At 43.3% G+C, this 19,227-nt stretch carries 20 protein-coding genes; 12 read left to right on the top strand and 8 right to left on the bottom strand.

Going from position 1 to position 19,227, the window contains the following annotated elements; genetic code table 11:
• The first annotated feature begins 299 nt into the window (after positions 1 to 299).
• The 4 genes from K5Q73_RS08770 to K5Q73_RS08755 all read left to right on the top strand — a co-directional run bounded on the left by K5Q73_RS08770 (position 300) and on the right by K5Q73_RS08755 (position 5,409).
• Positions 300 to 1,307 carry a Fe(3+) ABC transporter substrate-binding protein gene (locus K5Q73_RS08770; protein ID WP_220761048.1) on the top strand — a complete coding sequence of 336 codons (1,008 nt, stop codon included), beginning with the start codon at positions 300 to 302 and terminating at the stop codon, positions 1,305 to 1,307.
• Positions 1,308 to 1,483: 176 nt separating this feature from the next.
• Positions 1,484 to 3,115 carry an iron ABC transporter permease gene (locus tag K5Q73_RS08765; RefSeq protein ID WP_220761050.1) on the top strand — a complete coding sequence of 544 codons (1,632 nt, stop codon included), beginning with the start codon at positions 1,484 to 1,486 and terminating at the stop codon, positions 3,113 to 3,115.
• Between the two features lies 1 nt (position 3,116).
• Complete coding sequence (locus K5Q73_RS08760) at positions 3,117 to 4,145, top strand: ABC transporter ATP-binding protein (protein WP_220761052.1); 1,029 nt, start codon at positions 3,117 to 3,119, stop codon at positions 4,143 to 4,145.
• Positions 4,146 to 4,473: 328 nt separating this feature from the next.
• Positions 4,474 to 5,409, top strand: a complete 936-nt coding sequence (locus K5Q73_RS08755) for a Dyp-type peroxidase (RefSeq protein ID WP_220761054.1) — start codon at positions 4,474 to 4,476, stop codon at positions 5,407 to 5,409.
• A 71-nt stretch (positions 5,410 to 5,480) separates the two neighbouring features.
• Here K5Q73_RS08755 and K5Q73_RS08750 read toward each other — a convergent pair whose 3' ends face one another.
• Positions 5,481 to 5,945, bottom strand: coding sequence for a cupin domain-containing protein (locus K5Q73_RS08750; RefSeq protein ID WP_259650746.1), 465 nt, complete (start codon positions 5,943 to 5,945; stop codon positions 5,481 to 5,483).
• 264 nt (positions 5,946 to 6,209) lie between these two features.
• A complete protein-coding gene (argR, locus tag K5Q73_RS08745; protein WP_220761056.1) occupies positions 6,210 to 6,680 on the bottom strand; it encodes a transcriptional regulator ArgR in 471 nt (156 codons plus the stop codon).
• Between the two features lie 350 nt (positions 6,681 to 7,030).
• Between argR and mdh the strand changes: the two genes are divergently transcribed.
• Positions 7,031 to 7,966, top strand: a complete 936-nt coding sequence (gene mdh / locus K5Q73_RS08740) for a malate dehydrogenase (protein ID WP_220761058.1) — start codon at positions 7,031 to 7,033, stop codon at positions 7,964 to 7,966.
• A 90-nt stretch (positions 7,967 to 8,056) separates the two neighbouring features.
• On the opposite strand, the gene ispB is transcribed toward mdh, so the two are convergent.
• Positions 8,057 to 9,028 (bottom strand): octaprenyl diphosphate synthase, encoded by a 972-nt coding sequence (ispB, locus tag K5Q73_RS08735; RefSeq protein WP_220761060.1) that lies wholly within the window; start codon positions 9,026 to 9,028, stop codon positions 8,057 to 8,059.
• A gap of 281 nt (positions 9,029 to 9,309) precedes the next feature.
• Between ispB and rplU the strand changes: the two genes are divergently transcribed.
• The 7 genes from rplU to K5Q73_RS08700 all read left to right on the top strand — a co-directional run bounded on the left by rplU (position 9,310) and on the right by K5Q73_RS08700 (position 13,502).
• Positions 9,310 to 9,621, top strand: coding sequence for a 50S ribosomal protein L21 (gene rplU / locus K5Q73_RS08730; protein WP_012154113.1), 312 nt, complete (start codon positions 9,310 to 9,312; stop codon positions 9,619 to 9,621).
• A gap of 15 nt (positions 9,622 to 9,636) precedes the next feature.
• Complete coding sequence (gene rpmA, locus K5Q73_RS08725) at positions 9,637 to 9,891, top strand: 50S ribosomal protein L27 (RefSeq protein WP_012154114.1); 255 nt, start codon at positions 9,637 to 9,639, stop codon at positions 9,889 to 9,891.
• Positions 9,892 to 10,028: 137 nt separating this feature from the next.
• On the top strand, positions 10,029 to 11,192 hold the full coding sequence (gene cgtA / locus K5Q73_RS08720) for an Obg family GTPase CgtA (RefSeq protein ID WP_220761062.1): 1,164 nt from the start codon (positions 10,029 to 10,031) through the stop codon (positions 11,190 to 11,192).
• A 29-nt stretch (positions 11,193 to 11,221) separates the two neighbouring features.
• The gene (locus K5Q73_RS08715) at positions 11,222 to 11,980 is read left to right on the top strand and encodes a threonine/serine exporter family protein (protein ID WP_220761064.1); all 759 of its coding nucleotides are present in this window, start codon (positions 11,222 to 11,224) and stop codon (positions 11,978 to 11,980) included.
• The gene (locus K5Q73_RS08710; protein ID WP_220761066.1) at positions 11,980 to 12,453 is read left to right on the top strand and encodes a threonine/serine exporter family protein; all 474 of its coding nucleotides are present in this window, start codon (positions 11,980 to 11,982) and stop codon (positions 12,451 to 12,453) included. The genes K5Q73_RS08715 and K5Q73_RS08710 overlap by 1 nt, the downstream gene beginning before the upstream one ends.
• Before the next feature lie 74 nt (positions 12,454 to 12,527).
• Positions 12,528 to 13,010, top strand: a complete 483-nt coding sequence (gene folA / locus K5Q73_RS08705) for a type 3 dihydrofolate reductase (protein ID WP_220761068.1) — start codon at positions 12,528 to 12,530, stop codon at positions 13,008 to 13,010.
• Positions 13,011 to 13,106: 96 nt separating this feature from the next.
• Positions 13,107 to 13,502: a DUF3718 domain-containing protein gene (locus tag K5Q73_RS08700; RefSeq protein WP_220761070.1), complete on the top strand. Its 396-nt coding sequence runs from the start codon at positions 13,107 to 13,109 to the stop codon at positions 13,500 to 13,502.
• Positions 13,503 to 13,654: 152 nt separating this feature from the next.
• On the opposite strand, the gene K5Q73_RS08695 is transcribed toward K5Q73_RS08700, so the two are convergent.
• The 5 genes from K5Q73_RS08695 to pdxA form a co-directional block, all read right to left on the bottom strand.
• A complete protein-coding gene (locus K5Q73_RS08695; protein WP_220761072.1) occupies positions 13,655 to 15,676 on the bottom strand; it encodes a methyl-accepting chemotaxis protein in 2,022 nt (673 codons plus the stop codon).
• 121 nt (positions 15,677 to 15,797) lie between these two features.
• On the bottom strand, positions 15,798 to 16,610 hold the full coding sequence (locus K5Q73_RS08690; RefSeq protein WP_220766139.1) for a symmetrical bis(5'-nucleosyl)-tetraphosphatase: 813 nt from the start codon (positions 16,608 to 16,610) through the stop codon (positions 15,798 to 15,800).
• Positions 16,611 to 16,627: 17 nt separating this feature from the next.
• Positions 16,628 to 17,008 carry a Co2+/Mg2+ efflux protein ApaG gene (gene apaG, locus K5Q73_RS08685; RefSeq protein WP_220761076.1) on the bottom strand — a complete coding sequence of 127 codons (381 nt, stop codon included), beginning with the start codon at positions 17,006 to 17,008 and terminating at the stop codon, positions 16,628 to 16,630.
• Between the two features lie 412 nt (positions 17,009 to 17,420).
• Complete coding sequence (gene rsmA / locus K5Q73_RS08680) at positions 17,421 to 18,224, bottom strand: 16S rRNA (adenine(1518)-N(6)/adenine(1519)-N(6))-dimethyltransferase RsmA (protein WP_220761078.1); 804 nt, start codon at positions 18,222 to 18,224, stop codon at positions 17,421 to 17,423.
• A gap of 16 nt (positions 18,225 to 18,240) precedes the next feature.
• Positions 18,241 to 19,224, bottom strand: a complete 984-nt coding sequence (pdxA, locus tag K5Q73_RS08675) for a 4-hydroxythreonine-4-phosphate dehydrogenase PdxA (protein WP_220761080.1) — start codon at positions 19,222 to 19,224, stop codon at positions 18,241 to 18,243.
• Between the last annotated feature and the right edge of the window lie 3 nt (positions 19,225 to 19,227).

The raw sequence follows: 19,227 nt of genomic DNA, 5'->3' as shown, positions 1-19,227 counted from the left end.
AGTTTTCCATTATTGTAAATGCTGGGTAGTCGCTCTATCTTGTCCGGATTTACTCGGTTTTAAGTAGATTAATGATTGATAAGCTTAGACTTAGATTTTTCCACTGTGGGCGGAACAAGCAAATATTCGCTAACTCCATGTAAGTTAAGCGTTTGCTTATGTTTGCTGGCTTGTCTATTTTGGGTTAAATCTGTGACAAATGCTTGCTGTTTATGTGAGTTTTTATTACTCTTGCTGCAATTGAGAATTATTATCAGTTACATCGAGTGATTCGGACACTTGTTTAAGGGAGAAGAGTAATGAAAATGGTAAAGAGTCTAGCAGTGATAGGACTGACTTGTTTTGCATCTATAGCCAATGCTGCTGATAGACTAACGGTTTATTCCTACCGACAAGCCTTTTTGATCGATCCTATCTTAGAGAACTTTACTAAAGAGACGGGTGTGAAAGTTGATGTCGTTTTCTCTAAGAAGGGGATTGCCGAGCGTATGGTGCGTGAGGGGCGATTGTCTAAAGCCGATATCGTATTAACGTCTGACTTTTATCGTTTGATGGAGTTAGTTGAAAAAGATTTAGTCGTTCCCGCTAGTAGTGACATTCTCAAACAAAATATCCCTGCAAAATATCGCTCACCAGATGATGAGTGGTATGCGCTAACGATGCGAGTTCGCAATATTTATTCTTCTAAAGATCGTCTTGGGAAACTTGATATCAACTACGAAGATTTAGCTGACCCTAAATACAAGGGCAAGATCTGCACTCGTAGCGGTAAACATCCATACAACGTTTCTCTAGTGGCTTCTATGATTGCCCACCATGGCGAGCAAGATACTAAAACATGGCTTGAAGGTTGGAAGGCAAACTTAGCCAGAAAACCACAGGGCAATGATAGAGCACAGGTGAAAGCGGTAAGCGAAGGCTTATGTGATTTAGCAATCGGTAACAGCTATTACTTAGGTAAGATGTTACAAAACCCAGATCAGAAGCAGTGGGCGGACGCGATAGAGATTAACTTCCCTAACCAAGATAATCGTGGCTCGCATATCAACGTATCGGGTATGGCTCTGGCAAAACACTCTAAAAATCAAGCGGTAGCTCTGCAGTTAATGGAGTATTTATCTGGTAATCAAGCGCAGCAAGCATATGCTGAGGTGAATTTTGAATACCCAGTTAAAGCTGATGTGCAGCCTTCTGAGTTAGTCGCTTCTTGGGGAACGTTTAAAGCGGATGACTTACCTATCTATAAGTTAGCTGAATACCATGGCGCAGCAATTAAGTTACTTGATGAAGTGAAGTTTGACCTTTAGTTAAAGGCTGGTCACGACTTAAGGTTGAGCTAACCTATTCAAGCTAGACTAGAAGGAGCGGTTTGAAGTTAATGGTTTAGCTCAGCCTGGCAATATTTCAGTTAACCTATCGTTTAGATAGGTTTTCTTGTTTTTATCCAAGTACACGGATGTTTTATTTTTAGGTAGTTAACATTATGGTTTTAGGCTTAGCCAAGGGCTGGTCTGTCGCTGGTTATACTCTAGCATTACTGGTTATCATGCCACTTATTGCGTTAATAGCTCAGTCGTTGTTGCCCGATGAAGCAGTATTTGGCCATCTATTTAACACGGTTTTACCCACCTATATCAGTAACAGTCTATGGTTGATGCTTTGGGTTGTCGTTGGCTCACTATTCATTGCTATTCCTGCTGCATGGTTGGTGGCTAAGTGCCAGTTTCCAGGACGTCAAATCTTTCAGTGGGCACTGTTATTACCATTAGCTATGCCGGCATACGTGGTTGCATATGTTTATACGGATCTGTTTGATTATGCAGGTCCTATACAGGGAGCACTACGCACTTTTTTTGGTTGGCAGACTCCTCAAGATTATTTCTTCCCAGAGGTGCGCTCATTAGGCGGTGCGTCAATCATGTTAGCGCTGGTGCTGTTCCCTTATATCTATCTGTTAGCCCGTACCGCTTTTATGGAGCAATCGGCGAGTCTGAGCCAGGCTACGCGCGTGATGGGCTGTGGCCCATGGAAAAGTTTTTGGCGCTTGAGCCTGCCTATGGCGAGGCCGGCATTAGCTGTAGGCGCAGCCTTGGTGGCAATGGAAACAGCAGCGGATTTTGCGACAGTCAGTTACTTTGCTGTGCCAACATTGACCACGGCGGTTTACGATACTTGGTTTGAATACGGCAGCTTAACGGCAGCGGCAAAGCTTTCTACCATTATGCTATTGGTCATTTTTGCCATGGTGGGGTTTGAGCGATTCGCAAGGCGCAAGCAAAAATTATTTCAAAAGCAGTCGACAACTGGCGAGCTAGATATTTATCCGCTGTCTGGTTTGAAGGCTTTTGCGGCAACTAGCTACTGTGGTGCTCTTTTGACTCTGGCATTCTTGCTGCCTTTTATTATCTTGCTGCAATACGCCTATGGTTATTTTGCCGAGAGTTGGAATGAAGAGTTTTTTGAATACAGTTTTAATAGCTTATGGATCTCGATGCTAGTCAGTGTCATCTGTGTAGCTATTGGTATTGTGCTGATGTTTATTCGCCGCATTAGCCCAAGGCGCGCAGATATACTTCCTTCGAGATTGGCCTCAACAGGTTATGCATTACCCGGCACAGTTTTAGCCATCGGTATCTTAGTGCCTTTTACTCAGCTCGATTTTGCTATTAACGATCTGGTTGAATACTTTGGTTTTCAGGGCCCTGGACTGATCTTAACCGGCAGTAGCTTTATTATTGTTTGTGCTTTTACGATACGCTTTGCAGCCATTGCGATAGGCAGTATTGAGAACAGTTATAAACGTATTTCACCATCGCTGGATATGGCGGGGATCACCATGGGGCTTAAACCATTGGGCCTATTAAAGTCTGTACATATACCTCTTCTCAGAAAAGGTATCTTTGCCGGACTATTGCTGGTGTTTATTGAGTGTATGAAGGAGCTGCCTGCAGCGCTGCTCTTAAGGCCTATAGGCTTTGAGAACCTGGCGACTTATGTATTTCAATTTGTGTCGGATGAACAGCTCGAACACGGTGCGTTAGCCGCCATCGTAATTGTACTCGTAGGCTTAGTTCCACTCATCTACCTTAACCGTTCCTTGGAGCAAGATAACTAATATGGCGACGTTACAAGTTAAGCAAGTGTTTAGTGATTATCAAGGACAAGAGGTGCTCAAGGGGCTAGATCTCACTGTTGAAAAGGGGGAGATAGTCGCCCTTTTAGGCCCTAGCGGTTGCGGCAAAACCACTTTACTAAGAGCGATAGCAGGTTTGCAGGCAATTAGTCATGGCTGTATCACCATAAACGATAGAGTCGTGGCGGATGATGGCTGTTTTGTTGCCAGTGAGCAGCGCGGTGTGGGGATGATTTTTCAAGATTATGCACTGTTCCCTCATTTAACCGTTGCTGACAATATTCTTTTTGGCGTGGTAACCCGCGATAAAGCGCAGAGGAAAGCGCGTTTAGAAGAGATGCTCTCGTTAGTAAAACTTGAAGGTTTAGCTAAGCGTTATCCTCATGAGCTTTCTGGTGGACAGCAGCAGAGAGTCTCTATTGCTAGGGCGCTAGCCTATGAGCCTGAAGTGCTGTTATTAGATGAGCCTTTCTCTAATATCGATGCCAAGGTTCGCCGAGAGATGATGCTAGAGATCAGAGATATTTTGAAGCAGCATAATGTCAGCGCTGTATTTGTTACCCACAGTAAAGATGAAGCCTTTGTTTTTGCAGATAAGTTAGCATTATTCAATGAAGGACGAATAGTGCAATTTGGAGAGGCTGAAAAGCTATATTCACAGCCATCAGATAAATATGTGGCAGACTTTCTGGGTATGGCGAATTACCTGAAAGCAAAGGTAGTTGATACTCACGAGGTTGAGACTTCGATTGGTCCTATAGTCAGTAATAATAAGTTAAACTTAAGTGTTGGTGCGGAGGTGGAGCTTTTGTTACGGCCGCAAGATTTACATTTGACCTGCGCAACTGATGGCGCGGGAGAGGTTTTTGGGCGCCGCTTTTTAGGTAATATCTGCCAATATCAAGTCAAAGTCGCACAAAGCTTGCTAGAGGTTCATAGCACTAATCTGGATCTTGTAGCGGGTCAGCGGGTCGATATCGTCTACCAAAATCACAATTTAGTACTGTTTTGAACCACATCTGCAAATAACAGTTTCGCTTAAGTTTAGTTTTAGCTAAGCAGTATAAGCTAAGACTTAACGACAGGTGAAAGGGGGAGCGTCTGGGCTAGGAAGACGTCAATATTGGTAGCTATTAAGTGATGCTAGGCAGGGAATACCAATAGGCTTAATTAAGGATTAACTATTGAGACCTCGATCCCGTTAGCTTTAGGCTAAACCTGCGTGACAACCAACATTTTTGTTTTAATTCTAGTTATTGTGCATCAGTTAATGATATTAATAACTAAAGTTGTACATAATGTTGCCGAAATTAAATTCAGCAAAAGGGTTACTTATAATAATGGATAGTCAGGTTATGCCTCGTGAACAGCTTGGAGTGTGTGCAGAAGGAAATTTGCACAGTGTCTATTTAATGTTTAATGCTAATGAGAGTGTCGAGTCTGACATGCGTCCTTGTGTGGCTAATGTTGCTCAATACATCTATGAGCTTGCGGATCAATATTCTGATAGCGCATTTAACGGTTTTGTAGCAGTTGGTGCGAACTACTGGGACACCTTATACTCAAGCGCTAGACCGGAGCAGTTAAAACCTTTCCCTGCAATGAACAAAGGTACTCGTGATGCACCAGCTATCGAATATGATTTGTTTGTTCAACTCCGCTGTGATCGTTTTGATATTTTGCATTTAGTGGCTAATGAAGTTTGCCAAATGTTCGAAGACTTAGTTGAATTGGTCGATGAGGAGCGTGGCTTTAGGTTCCTAGATTCTCGTGATTTAACGGGCTTTGTCGATGGTACCGAAAACCCTAAGGGCCGCAGTAGACAAGAAGTAGCGTTAGTTGGAGAAGAAGACGGAAGATTTAAAGCTGGTAGTTATATCCATGTACAAAAATTTGCTCACAACTTGAGCAAGTGGAATCGACTTCCTGTCAAGAAGCAAGAAGATATAGTGGGCCGTACTAAGGCTGATAATATTGAGTATGCCTCAGCAGATAAGCCATTAACCAGCCACATTAAGCGTGTAAACCTTAAAGATAGCGAAGGTAAGTCGATGGAGATCTTAAGGCAGAGCATGCCTTATGGCTCAGTAAAAGAGCAAGGTTTGATGTTTATCTCAACTTGTCGTAACTCAGTGCATTTCGAGAAAATGTTACAGAGCATGGTACACGGTGACAATGAGGGGAATCACGATCATTTACTGCATTTCACTCAAGCGCTAACTGGCTCTTCATTCTTTGCACCTTCTCTAGATTTTATGATTTCTGTTAACGAATAATAGCTTCATTAATTTGAACAATAAAAAAACGCACATTAAGGTGCGTTTTTTATTGGGAGTGATAGATAAGTTTACTCGCTATCAGCTTCGTCTTTGTCCCAATAGTTAGTCGTACGTCGAGCGTAAACTTCGTTAACAGACTTTACCAGTACCTTATTGGTCTCTGGGTACACCACCACATCGTGAATGTCTCGGTTTCCGACGACAAGAAACACAAAGTCTTGCTCGCTATTATTGACGAGTTTGTGAGATATGCCTGTATCGGCGTTGAAGCAGACGTACTCTCCTTGGCTAAAGGTGTGAGGCACATCGTCGATATAGAGTGTTGCTTCTCCATGCATTGCATAGATGTGCTCTTCTTCTTTAGTGTGGTAATGCGATACTGCAGAAGACTTACCTGGCGCTAAGCGTTCCATGGTCACACCGATTTTTTCGCCGCCTGCCGCGTCACCTAAGTGTTTTTGCTCGCTGGCATACTTATCTTCATGCTGCCAAGGTTCCCAGCATAGATCATTGATATTTATTATATTACTCATATTTATTATCCCCTCGACTAACAGTACTGTCGTTTAGGATTATAACGATTATTGTCGAAGAGAGAAGATGTCATTCAATATATCGTATAAAACATACTGTTTCATACAGGAAGCGTTAAGCAGAGTGATAGCTTGGGAGAGCACATGATAAAGGGGAGTCGTATATCTAGGCGGAGAAAAAAGACAAAAAATGCCGTAGCCTTAGAGGTACAGCATTTTAACTGCAGAGAGTTCGTCGTTTAAGACAATGTTTAAAGCTCGAGTTTAGTCAGCGTAATTAAATAATGACTTAACCGTTTCGAGCGTATCTTCAATACTATGAATGCTCGATGGGCAGATGAAAATCGTATCATCACCAGCAATGGTACCTAAAATACCTTCAGGCTTACCTATTGAATCAAGTAGGCGAGCGATTAACTGCGCAGCACCAGGACTCGTTCTGACGACAATCATAGACTGGTTATGGTCAACATCCAGTACAAGATTTTTCAGTGGGCTACCCGCTGTAGGCACGCCAAGTTCAGCTGGAAGGCAGTAAACCATCTCTTGCTTAGCATTACGGGTTCTAACCGCGCCGAATTTGCTTAGCATGCGTGAGACTTTAGATTGGTTGATATTGCTAAAGCCCTCAGCTTGTAGGGCGTTAACTATTTCACTTTGTGAACCAAATCGTTCCTCTTTTAAAATAGATTTGAAAGTCTTAACTAAATCATCTGAGCTTCTACTAGCTTGCATATATTATTATTCTTTATTCAAAAAAATCTGCTCCATGATGATTATTTTCGCGATTTTTGTCAATTAGTATTCGTTTTGTTGAATAAAAATTCATTAATAAATCCACTTAGGCTTAAGAAGTAACTTAAGTTAGAATGATTATTCTAATTTCTCATTTGCTGATTTACATCACCAAATGCTCTGTAAGCATGATGTTCACTCACTTTAGTCGCTTTTAATTTTACATTAGCGTTCTAGATTATATGGAACACGACTAAGGGATAATTGAATTCTTTATGTGAATCCAGTACTGTTGCGGCATTGGGAAGATGGATCTAAATCACAAAATCCGAGAATTAACGGAGATAATTATGAAAGTTGCTGTACTTGGTGCTGCTGGTGGTATTGGCCAGGCGCTTGCCCTATTGTTAAAAACTCAATTACCTGCGGGTTCGAAATTGTCGCTTTATGATATCGCTCCAGTAACACCTGGTGTAGCGGTTGACCTAAGCCACATCCCGACAGCGGTTGAAGTTAAAGGTTTCGCAGGTGAAGATCCTACTGCTGCACTTGAAGGTGCTGATGTGGTTCTTATCTCTGCGGGTGTAGCTCGTAAACCGGGTATGGATCGTTCAGATCTATTTAACATCAACGCAGGTATCGTGCGTAACCTAGTTGAAAAGTGCGCCGCGACTTGCCCTAAAGCATTAATCGGTATTATCACTAACCCAGTAAATACGACGGTGGCGATTGCAGCTGAAGTATTGAAAAATGCTGGTGTTTACGACAAGAACCGTTTATTCGGTGTGACGACTCTGGATGTTATCCGCTCTGAAACCTTTGTTGCTGAAGCAAAAGGTTTGAATGTTGCTGATGTTAAGGTGCCTGTTATTGGCGGCCATAGCGGTGTGACTATTCTACCTCTGCTTTCACAAGTTGAAGGCGTAAGCTTTACAGATGAAGAAGTTGCTGCATTGACTACCCGTATCCAAAACGCAGGTACTGAGGTTGTTGAAGCTAAAGCCGGTGGCGGCAGTGCGACACTTTCTATGGGGCAAGCGGCATGCCGTTTCGGTCTATCATTAGTTCGTGGCCTTCAAGGTGAAGCAAATGTTGTTGAGTGTGCTTATGTCGATGGTGGCAGTGAGCATGCAGAATTCTTCGCTCAACCTGTTGTACTAGGTAAAAACGGCGTCGAAGAAGTGCTCGCTTATGGTGAAGTCAGTGCGTTTGAAGCTAATGCACGTGATGCGATGCTAGATACACTTCAGGCTGATATTCAGCTAGGTATTGATTTCGTTAAGTAATCAAGTTTAATTGTGGCTAATTTAATTAGTCACAATTAAAAAGGGAGCCACTAGGCTCCCTTTTTTGTTTTCGCGATGTAGACTTATCGATTAATTGCTTCGCTGAGTCGCAATTTTAGCTAGAGAGATCAGCGCAGTCTTATAATCAGAATCAGGAATAATAGATAAGGCTGCAATGGCCTTTTCTGACTCTTCAATTGCACGCTGCTCTGTGTACTCTAACGCGCCACAGTTTTTAAGTGCGGCAAGGATGACGTCGATATGTTCTGTACCGTCACCTTTCTCGATAGCCTCACGGATAAGTGCTTTCTCAGTGTCGTTGCCGTTCGCCATGGCAAATATAAGCGGCAGCGTTGGCTTACCTTCGGCTAAGTCGTCACCAATATTCTTACCTAACTCTTCAGTTTCAGCAGTGTAATCAAGCAGGTCATCGGTTAGCTGGAACGCGGTACCTAAAAACTTACCGTAGTCAGCCAATGCCGTTTGCACTTCAATAGGGCTGTCTGCAAGTAGGCCTGCAAGGCGTGTCGCGGCTTCAAATAGCTTGGCAGTCTTACAATAGATAACACGCATATAGCTGTCTTCTGTGGTGTCAGGGTCGTTACAATTCATTAATTGTAGGACTTCACCTTCTGCAAGCACGTTGGTCGCATCAGCAAGGATTTCTAATACATCTAGACACTTCAGTTCGGTCATCATTTGGAATGAACGTGTATAAAGGAAGTCACCCACTAATACACTGGCACTATTTCCGAAAAGTGCATTAGCAGTTTTTCTTCCACGACGTAATGTCGATTCATCAACGACATCATCGTGTAAAAGTGATGCTGTATGAATGAATTCAATAATGGCGGCCAATTTAAGGTGAGAATCACCTTTATAGTCTATGGCGCGAGCTGCTAGAATAGATAGCAGAGGTCGCAAGCGTTTACCGCCACCGTTAATAATGTAGAACCCAAGTTGATTAATTAGGGCAACATCTGACTCTAGTTGTTTATAGATCAGTTGATTGACAGCTTGCATATCGCTATCAGTCAATTGACGAATGGCGTTTAAATCCATAAGTAGGCTCTAGTTCTTGTTGGCTGCGGAGTAACATAGCAGCTCAATTAAGGCTTAATGTTATAATAATTGGATTCTACCTAAATTTACGGTACAAGACAGTAGTTGTAGATGATTGTGAGAGTTATTTGGGTCTTTTTTTATTCTAAGTTAATTAAGGCTTGTCAGCAGCCTGTTCTTAGCGTAAACTCCGCGACCATTGTCATTAAAGCTTTTATAGCACCCCTGCATCAAACATATATGTTTTGAGCGGCGTGTTAGAATATCGGAGTAAAATAGCTATGTACGCTGTTTTTCAAAGTGGCGGCAAGCAACATCGCGTTGAAGCCGGCCATACAGTTCGTTTAGAGAAATTAGAAGTCGCTACAGGCGAAACTATCGAGTTTGACCAAGTTCTATTGGTTGCTGATGGTGAAACTGTACACGTAGGTGCACCTTTAGTTGAAGGTGGCAAGGTTGTTGCTGAAGTTATCAGCCACGGCCGTGCAGACAAGGTAACTATTGTTAAGTTCCGTCGTCGTAAGCACCACGATAAGAAAATGGGCCACCGTCAGTGGTTCACCGAAGTTAAAATTACAGCTATCAACGCTTAATTAGGAGAATAACTCATGGCACATAAAAAAGCTGGCGGTTCTACTCGTAACGGCCGCGATTCAGAAAGTAAACGTCTTGGTGTAAAGCGCTTCGGCGGTGAATCAGTTCTAGCTGGTAACATCATCGTTCGTCAACGTGGTACTAAGTTCCACGCTGGTGTTAATGTTGGTATCGGTCGTGACCACACTTTATTCGCACTTACCGATGGTAAAGTGAAGTTTGAAGTTAAAGGTCCTCAGAACCGTAAGTTCATCAGCATCGAAGATTAATTTTTAGCTTAAGCTAATAATTAATATAAGCCCCGCCATTGGTGGGGCTTTGTTTTTTCAAAATTAAGTAAATTGTGTTTTGGCGACTAGAATCGTTAAGAGTATAATTCTTTCATTCTGTGGTGCCAGGAGTTGGTATGAAGTTTGTCGATGAAGCTATTATCCGTGTAGAAGCCGGAAATGGTGGCAGTGGTTGCGTTAGCTTTAGACGCGAAAAATATGTTCCGGATGGTGGTCCTGACGGTGGTGATGGTGGCGACGGTGGTAGTGTTTATCTACAAGCCGATGAAAACCTTAATACCCTGATCACTTACCAGTTTGAACGCTTCCATATTGCCGAGCGTGGTAAAAATGGTCGTGGACGTGACTGTACAGGTCACGGCGGTGAAGACTTGATCCTTAAAGTGCCAGTTGGTACTCGCGCTATCGACAACGATACCGAAGAAGCTCTAGGTGATTTAACCACACATGGTCAAAAGCTACTTGTAGCTAAAGGTGGTTTTCACGGTTTAGGTAATACTCGTTTCAAGAGTAGTACTAACCGTGCGCCAAGACAGAAAACCTTAGGTACTGACGGTGAAGTGCGTAGCTTGAAGTTAGAGTTGCTACTGTTAGCCGATGTGGGTCTACTTGGTATGCCGAATGCGGGTAAATCAACCTTCATTCGCTCTGTATCGAAGGCTAAGCCAAAGGTTGCAGATTATCCATTTACGACTTTAGTTCCTAACCTAGGTGTGGTTAACCCTCGCCCTGGCCAGAGCTTTGTAATTGCGGATATTCCAGGACTTATCGAAGGCGCTGCTGATGGTGCAGGTCTGGGTGTACAGTTCCTAAAGCATTTAGAACGTTGCCGTGTGTTGTTACACATCTTAGACGTTGAGCCTATTGATGGTAGCGATCCGGTAGAGTCTGCTCGTGCTATCGTTGGTGAGCTTGAGAAACACTCTCCAAAGCTTGCTGGTAAGCCACGTTGGTTAGTAATCAATAAAGCTGATTTGATGCTGGAAGAAGAGCTGCAAGAGCGAATCGACCATATCGTTAAAGAGCTTGAGTGGGATGGTGACGTTTACACTATTTCAGCTTATAACCGCGAAGGTACAGCTGAGTTAGCACTTAAATTATTAGACTTTATCGATTCACTTCCTCCTGAAGAAGAAGTTGATGCTGATGCTGAAGTTGAGTTTAAGTGGGACAACTATCATCAGAATGCAAATGATTCAATTAATGAAGATTTTGACGACGATTTCGATGACGACTTCGACGAAGATGATTACGATGTAGAAATTATCTACCAAAGATAATTATTTGCACAAAAGGAAGTTGAGTAAAGGTGTACGCTACAACGCAAAATGACATTACTCGTCAAGTCGTTAGGGTTGCTCAACTTCTTTTAGCCTATGGCGCTGAATCTGATCTCGTAGAAGAGATCACTCAGCGCTTAGGCCACGCCTTAGGTTTAGAAAGTGTTGAGATATCCATCTCATCCAACTCCCTAGTTTTAACCAGTCTTTCTGTCGGTCGCTGCATTACAACGACACGACGTATTCGCGAACACGGTATCAATATGGCCGTGATCTGTGAATTACAACGCATCTGCTTACTGACCGAAAAAGGTATCTATGGCCTATCGGAAGTACGCAAGCGTGTTGGCCGCATTCAACCCAAAACTTACCCTGCTAAATTTGTTGTGCCCATGATAGGCCTGTCTTGTGCAAGCTTTTGCCATCTGTTTGGTGGTGACTTAGTCGCTTGTTTGATTACCTTTTTAGCTTCTGCAGTTGGTATGTTTGTGCGCTTATCTATCGCTAAACGCCATTTTAATTTATTGCTTAATTTTAGCATCACCGCCTTTGTGACTACCCTAATCGCACAAACCGGTTATCAGTTTGAGTTAACTGAAACGCCTAAACTGCCAATGGCGGCTAGTGTATTGATGCTAGTTCCTGGTTTCCCGATGATTAATGCCATCTCAGATATGGTAAAAGGTCATCTAAACGTGGGGATCTCTCGCTGGGGACATGCCACTTTGTTAACGGTAGCTTCAGTGATAGGCATAACTATAGCGATGCAGATAGGTGGTCTATTCTAATGTTGACGCTTATCTTAACCATGCTCAATGATGCCATTTTTTCAGCTATTCCAGCCATTGGTTTTGCTATGGTGTTTAATGTTCCGCGCCGGTTCTTGCCTTATTGTGCTCTGGCTGCAGCGATGGGGCATGGTAGCCGCACCATGTGGCTTAGCTTTGGTTTGCCAATTGAATGGGCGACTTTCTTAGCGGCGGCGTTAGTGGGTATCGTCACTATAGCCTTTGCAAAAAAACACCTAGCCCCGCCTTTGATGTATGCCGTTGCGGCAATCATTCCTATGATCCCAGGCACTTACGCCTTTAATACTGTTATTGGTTTAGTGCAATTGACCGCCCAGCCAGATATGAGTCCTGAACTGATTTATCAGGTGGTTAGCAATGGTCTTAAAACCGTATTTATTCTTGGTGCGCTTTCGGTGGGGTTAGCCATGCCGAGTCTGCTCTATTTCCGCTCTCGTCCTGTCATTAAATAATTTAAGTTTATTAAGCCTAGGGGACACTTGTGTCATATTAGGCTGCACATTAGACCTATAAAAAGGGAAGTATCATGAAAATAGCTATGATTGCCGCGATGGCAAATAACCGCGTTATTGGTAAAGATAATCAAATGCCATGGCACCTCCCTGAAGATTTACGACACTTCAAAGCTATGACCTTAGGTAAGCCTGTAGTTATGGGCAGAAAGACCTATGAGTCAATTGGTCGCCCTTTGCCAGGTCGTCATAATATCGTGATCAGTCGTCAACAAGATTTGGTTATTGATGGCGTAACAAGGGTTAGCAGCTTCGAGGAAGCTAAGGTAGCAGCTGGCGATTGTGATGAGTTGGTTGTGATGGGCGGTGGTCAGTTGTATGAGATGTTACTTTCTCAGGCTGATATTCTTTATCTTACTGAAATCAATCTAACTGTCGAGGGTGACACCTATTTCCCTGATTGGGATGATGGTAGTTGGCAAGAAGTTTCTCGAGATGTTGCGAAAAATGATAAAGATCTTGAATACAGCTTTATCAACTTGGTGAAAAAATGTTAAATTCAAGGGGTTTGTTTAGTATCCCCTAAAACGATAAGCAGGCTACTCGATAGCGCTACTTTTCTATAAATAAAAACTAAAAATAAGGAGTGACCGATGCGCTTATTGCCTTTGAGCATCGCTACACTAATCGTGGCATCTTCAATTTCTGTTTCATCTACTGCGTTAGCTAATCAAGATCAATTGGCTGCAAACATCTGTAACTATGTGCAGACCGATGATAAAAATCGCTTGCGTAAAAAGCTCAAAGAGAGCCGTGTCAAGCTGCGCAATATCTACAAAGGTGTTTCTTGTAGTGGTGATAGCCTATTAAGAACGGCTTTAAAAAGTGGTTCAAGCAAGGTAGGTACATTCGTGGCTAAGCGACTTCCAGCGTCGGAGCTCGGTAATGCAGAAGCTGATGGGCAAACTATTGTTGCATGGGCTGAGAGTAATGGTCATGGTGGCAGTGATATTACCGCTGCAATTAAAGAGCGTATTGCTGGCGGTTAAGCTAATATCGATGAAGTTATGCTAGAAATACTGGGCTTGTCCCAGTATTTTTTTGTCTATGATTTGTAAAGATACAAAAATGGCACTATCTCTAGTGCCATTTTTAATTTTTTTACCTGCTAATAAACTAGTTAGCTGCTAGTGAGTCAACTTTAAACCTTAAACTCTTTAACCGAGGCTTGTAGCTCTTCGGCTAGTTGGGCGACCTGATGGCTAGATTGAGCCGTTTGGTCTGCGCCTGTAGAGGTTTCTTCAGAAATTGCTGCTATATGCTCAAGTTTTTCGGATACCTGCTGACTCACTAGATTCTGCTCTTGAGCGGCATGAGCAATATGGGTTCCAGAGTCATGAGCGCGATGTACAGCATCGCTAATACTCTCTAGCGCATTACTTGCCTGTTCAGTTTTCTCAACACAAGAGCTAGCCTGAGTACGTCCTAGGTCCATTACTGATACAGCTTCTTGGGTTCCTTGCTGCAAGACTTCGATCATCTGCTGGATCTCTTGGGTAGAATCTTGAGTTCTTGAGGCAAGGCTACGAACTTCATCGGCAACAACTGCAAAGCCTCGGCCTTGCTCTCCTGCTCGTGCAGCTTCGATAGCGGCATTAAGAGCAAGTAGATTAGTCTGTTCTGCAATACCTCGAATGACATCGAGAATAGAGCCGATAGAGGCGCTATCAGCGTGTACTTTGTTAATGACGACGCTGGCCTTAGCGACTTCATCGGCTAGGGCAAGAATCGTGCGCTTATTTTCGTTAGCAATAAGGCGCATATGTTGGCTTTCATCATCGGCAGCCTTAATCTGGCTTAGAGCTTCATCGGCGCTAGCATTGACCTGCTGTGCGCTAGAGCTCAGCTCTGTCGTAGCGGTAGCAACTTGATCGACTTGGTTCTTTTGCTCCTGAATACTCACAGTGGTCTGGGCTGTAATTGCTGAAGTCTCTTCAGCTGCAGCGGCGAGTTGATCTGAGCGATCTAAAATCCCTTGAATTAGGCTACGTAAACTATCGACCAGTTTATTACAGTTCGCCGATAACTTGGCAAACTCATCATGGCCGGAGTCATCTAACTTATGGGTTAAATCACCCGATGCCAGCACATTTAAGGCATGGTTAACTTTATCGAGCGAGCGAGTGAGTGGGCGTACTACCGCGATACTGACAACGATAGCAACTAGAATGGCCAGTAACATCAGCACGATTGTACGCATACTCGCGCTATCTATGTTGTCAATGGCGTCGCTGCTGATCTCGCGAGAGATAGTTTCTATTTTAGTCGTCAACACCTTCATCTGTTCATTGACGCTACCTGCAGTTTGCTCAACGTTTGTAAGTAAAACCGCTGCGCGACTTTGGAGTTCAATCTCTTGTCGTTTTAATGCAATTAATGAATTTTTGCTTTGAACCATACTAAAGACTTTTGCTGCTTCGGTATTAATCTCTTCAATGAGTTTCGCATCCACTACGCCATCCCAGTGGTTGCTGACGTAATCGAGCTTACTCTTTGTGTCACTAACGATATAGTCGAGTTCTTTTGATATGGTGCTGAATTTAGCAATATCTGTGCTGCCGATAAGGTCAAAACTGGTACTCGCTATACTACTAAAGCTGAGCTCTAGGTTGCTTGCGTTGGCAGCGACCTCTTGGTCGACCACATCTTCGCTCATCTCCAGATCGATCAAATCAAGCAAAAGTGAGGCGCTATCATCGACCGCTATTTCGATATCCTCATATTGACTGGCAATCTTCTTAGTTGTCACGAGTTCGGTTTCGCGACTGGCAATCATCTCATTGCTGATTTTATTAAACTGTGTGTAATGCGATTTGAGAGTTTGAATAACATTATTAAGTTCAGTGTTGTTACTCACCAATGCGCTTAGTTTGGTCAGTTCTCTATTAAATGTCTGATTAGTGGTTGAATATTGAGAGTCAATTTCAGCAAGTTCACTGTTATCTTGGCTGTGATAGGCCACTAAAATCAGCTTTTCCTGCTCGGAAAGTGTCTGTGAAAGTATTCCACTTGATTCTAGCGCGGGTAGGCTTAGGTCTTGCAGAACTTGAGTACTGCTCTTGAGTTGGTTATTGGTTAACCAAGAAGCAGCTCCTAGAACGAGCAGTAGTATGGTGACGACCGTAAATCCAGCTATTACCCTGGTGGCTACATTTAACTTCATAGGAGCTCCATTTTATTATTATTTTTTCCAAATCTCAGGGCCGAACAGACAAGCGCCTTAAGTAGTCTATCGGCCAAATGTTGCAATAGTTTAACTCTTTTTTAACTTCTTTTAACGTCTTTTATTTCTCTTGAGTGATTTTCTGCTTCGACTCTAAGTGCCATAGGGTCATATGTTCGCCCCAACAGCAGCCCGTATCTAAGGCTAAGCGGTTAGGGTGATTCGTTTGTCCCATAATGGCGGCCCAATGACCAAATATTAGAGTGTAATCAGCCGGTAGTTTGGACTCTAGCTCAAACCAGGGGGTGAGCTCTGTATGGTTACAGTTTTGAATAGGAGACTTGCAGTCGAAATCTAAGCGGCCATCTTGTTTTAGATAACGCATGCGCGTTAAGGCGTTGATACAATAGATCTGCTTTTTAAGTGGTGACAGAGACGAGTGGTATTCATCGACTGAATTAGTGTACATTTCGCTGACTAAGTCCTGCAGGTACCTCTCTGATTTAAGGATCTCGCTGACGCGATCAGCTTCGGTACGTAGAGTGGCAAGATCCCAATTTGGTGGTACGCCTGCATGGGTCATAATGAGTTGATGTTCTGGGCATTCTTGATAAAGAGGCTGCAGCCTTAGCCAGTCGATAATATTGTTTATATCTTCTGCTGCTAGCAAAGCGGCTAAATGATCTTTTGGATTAGCGCGCTTTAACTTGCCATGAATGGCGAGTAAGTGAAGATCATGATTGCCTAAAACGACTCGTGCTGAGTTAGCTAGCGACTTAAAGAAACGCAGTGTTTCCAGAGAGCCTGGCCCCCTGGCAACGAGATCTCCTACTGCCCATAAGCAGTCAGTGGATGGATTAAAGTCGACCTTATCGAGAAGTAGCATTAACTCATCGAAACAGCCTTGTATATCGCCTACAAAATAATTTGCCATTTTTACCTAGATGTATTTTAGTGAAGCAAGCCCGGAATTGATAAACGAAAGGCGGAGATAGGTGCTTCAAATTCATTGCCGTCGCTATCGACCATAGTGTAACTGCCTTCCATCACACCAAGTGGTGTTTCAAGCACTGTACCACTGGTATATTCGTAACTGCCATTAGGTTTAATTGTTGGTGTTTCACCCACCACACCAGCGCCATGCACTTCGCTTTTTCGGCCATCTGCGTCAGTGATACACCAATAACGCCTTTTTAGGGTGACATCTTCATTGCTAAGGTTGTAGATAGTAATGGTATAACTAAACAGATACTTATCTTCGTCTGGCGAGGATTGGATTTCAATATAGGCTGTTTGTACATCGACACTGACAGACGCTGCTAATTGACTCATAGAACCCCCTAATAGGTGAAGTTGATTTACTTACGACTAGCTTATACCAATCAGTATAAGAAGTTGATCTACTCAGAGCGTTTTTGGCAAACTAATTCAAGACGAATAACTGAAAGAATGGTTGCTCCCTTGTAAAGTTATTCAACGCAGAAGTAGGCAGCCAAAAACGCTCCAGAATGGCGAGTTTTAGTGGCTCTGATACTACGTTAACAAGCTTAAACGTAGAATAACTATGCTCTGCACTCGTTGCCTTGTCTCAGAGCCGCTAAACTCTCGCTGAGCGACCAAATCTTTATACTAATTGGTATTAAATGGAGAGTATCTGAATTAATAGGCAATTATCTATAAAAAAGGTATAAAAAAAGGGCAGTTAATGCCCTTTATTTGTCAGTATCTTATTTGGTTAATAAGATTACTTCTTGTCAAATACGTGGTTAGCCATCGCCACATACTGCTCAACACGGATCTGCTCTGGTCTCAATGTCGCGTCGATACCCAACTCAGCAAAGTCTTCATCAGACAATAGTTGTTTAAGGTTATTTCTCAGCGTTTTACGGCGCATGTTGAATGCCGTAGTGGTCAAGTTTCTTAATAAGTCTACATCTTTACATGGCCATGGCTTAACTTTGTACGGCACTAGGCGTACAACCGCTGAGTCCACTTTTGGTGGCGGAGTAAAGCATCCAGGTGGAACTTCTAGTACTGGCATAACTTGGCAATGGTACTGAGCCATAACCGTTAGACGACCATAAGCTTTAGTACCTGGAGAAGCCGAAAGACGTAAAACGACCTCTTTTTGCAGCATAAAGTGCATGTTTTCAATATGCTGAGCAAACTCAAATAGGTGGAACATTAGCGGTGTAGAGATGTTGTATGGCAGGTTACCAAACACCTTCATCTGCTTGTCTTCACGCACTAATTGATTGAAGTCAAATTTAAGCGCGTCACCTTGATGGATCTCAAGTTTGTCTTTAAGCACTGGATGCTCTTTTAGACGCTCAACCAGATCTTTATCGAGTTCGACAACGATTAGCTTGTCGATCCCGCTTGCTACTGGCTCTGTTAGCGCGGCTAGACCCGGACCAATTTCGACCATGACATGATCGTTATCCGGTGAAATAGCACCAACAATGCGATTAATCACATTCTCGTCGGTTAAGAAGTTTTGTCCAAAACGTTTTCTGGCCGTGTGGCCTAAATGTACTTTATTGCTCATGAGGTAACTTTTATCACTAATTCTTTGCAGCCAAATCAATGGCTTTATTTAATGCGCAGACAAAACTGCCGATATCTGCAGTGCCAGTGCCTGCAAGCTCTAAGGCCGTACCATGGTCGACCGAGGTTCTTATATAGGGTAATCCTAGAGTGATATTGACTGAACTGCCAAATCCTCTAGATTTTAGTACTGGAAGCCCCTGGTCGTGGTACATAGCAAGTACGACGTCAGCATCTTCTAAGTATTTAGGTTGGAACAAGGTATCGGCTGGCAGTGGGCCAACAATATCCATGTTGAGTTCTCTAAGCTCATTCAGTGCAGGGATGATGACATCTATCTCTTCTCTGCCTAAATGACCGTCCTCGCCAGCATGAGGGTTTAAGCCACATACATAGATACGAGGTGACTCAATCGCGAATTTCTCGACTAAGTCTTTATGTAAAATCTTGACGATTTGATGCAAACGATCGCGGGTAATGGCTTTTGCAACGTATGCCAATGGGATGTGGGTTGTGACTAGCGCAACCTGCAAACCAGGAGCTGCCAGCATCATTACTACATCTTGGCAGTTTGCTTGATTGGCAAAATACTCGGTGTGACCGCTAAACGGAATACCTGCTTGGTTAATAATCCCTTTATGAACAGGACCAGTAACTACTGCATCGAATTCGCCAATCATGTTTTTTTCGCCGGCGAATCTTAATGTATCGACAACATAGGCGCTATTAATTTCATTTAACTGACCGCATACCGAATCAGTCTCTAGGGCAAAAGGTACGATTGTTAGCGTACCAGCCTCTTGCGCCTTAGGTGGCTGATTTGGTTGATACGGACGCAACTGAATAGACAGGCCCAGCTTCTTGGCACGAGACTGTAATAATTCTGGATCAGCACAAACGACTAGCTCAGCAGGCCAAGCCTGCTGAGCTAGTTGTATCACTAAATCTGGGCCAACACCCGCCGGTTCGCCCGGCGTGATGGCTATACGTTTAGTCGACAATAG

The sequence above is a fragment of the Shewanella sp. MBTL60-112-B2 genome (assembly GCF_019655055.1).
Lineage (GTDB): Bacteria > Pseudomonadota > Gammaproteobacteria > Enterobacterales > Shewanellaceae > Shewanella.
The sequence above is the reverse complement of the archived record's forward strand: the minus strand, read 5'-3'. Positions and strand labels throughout refer to the sequence as shown.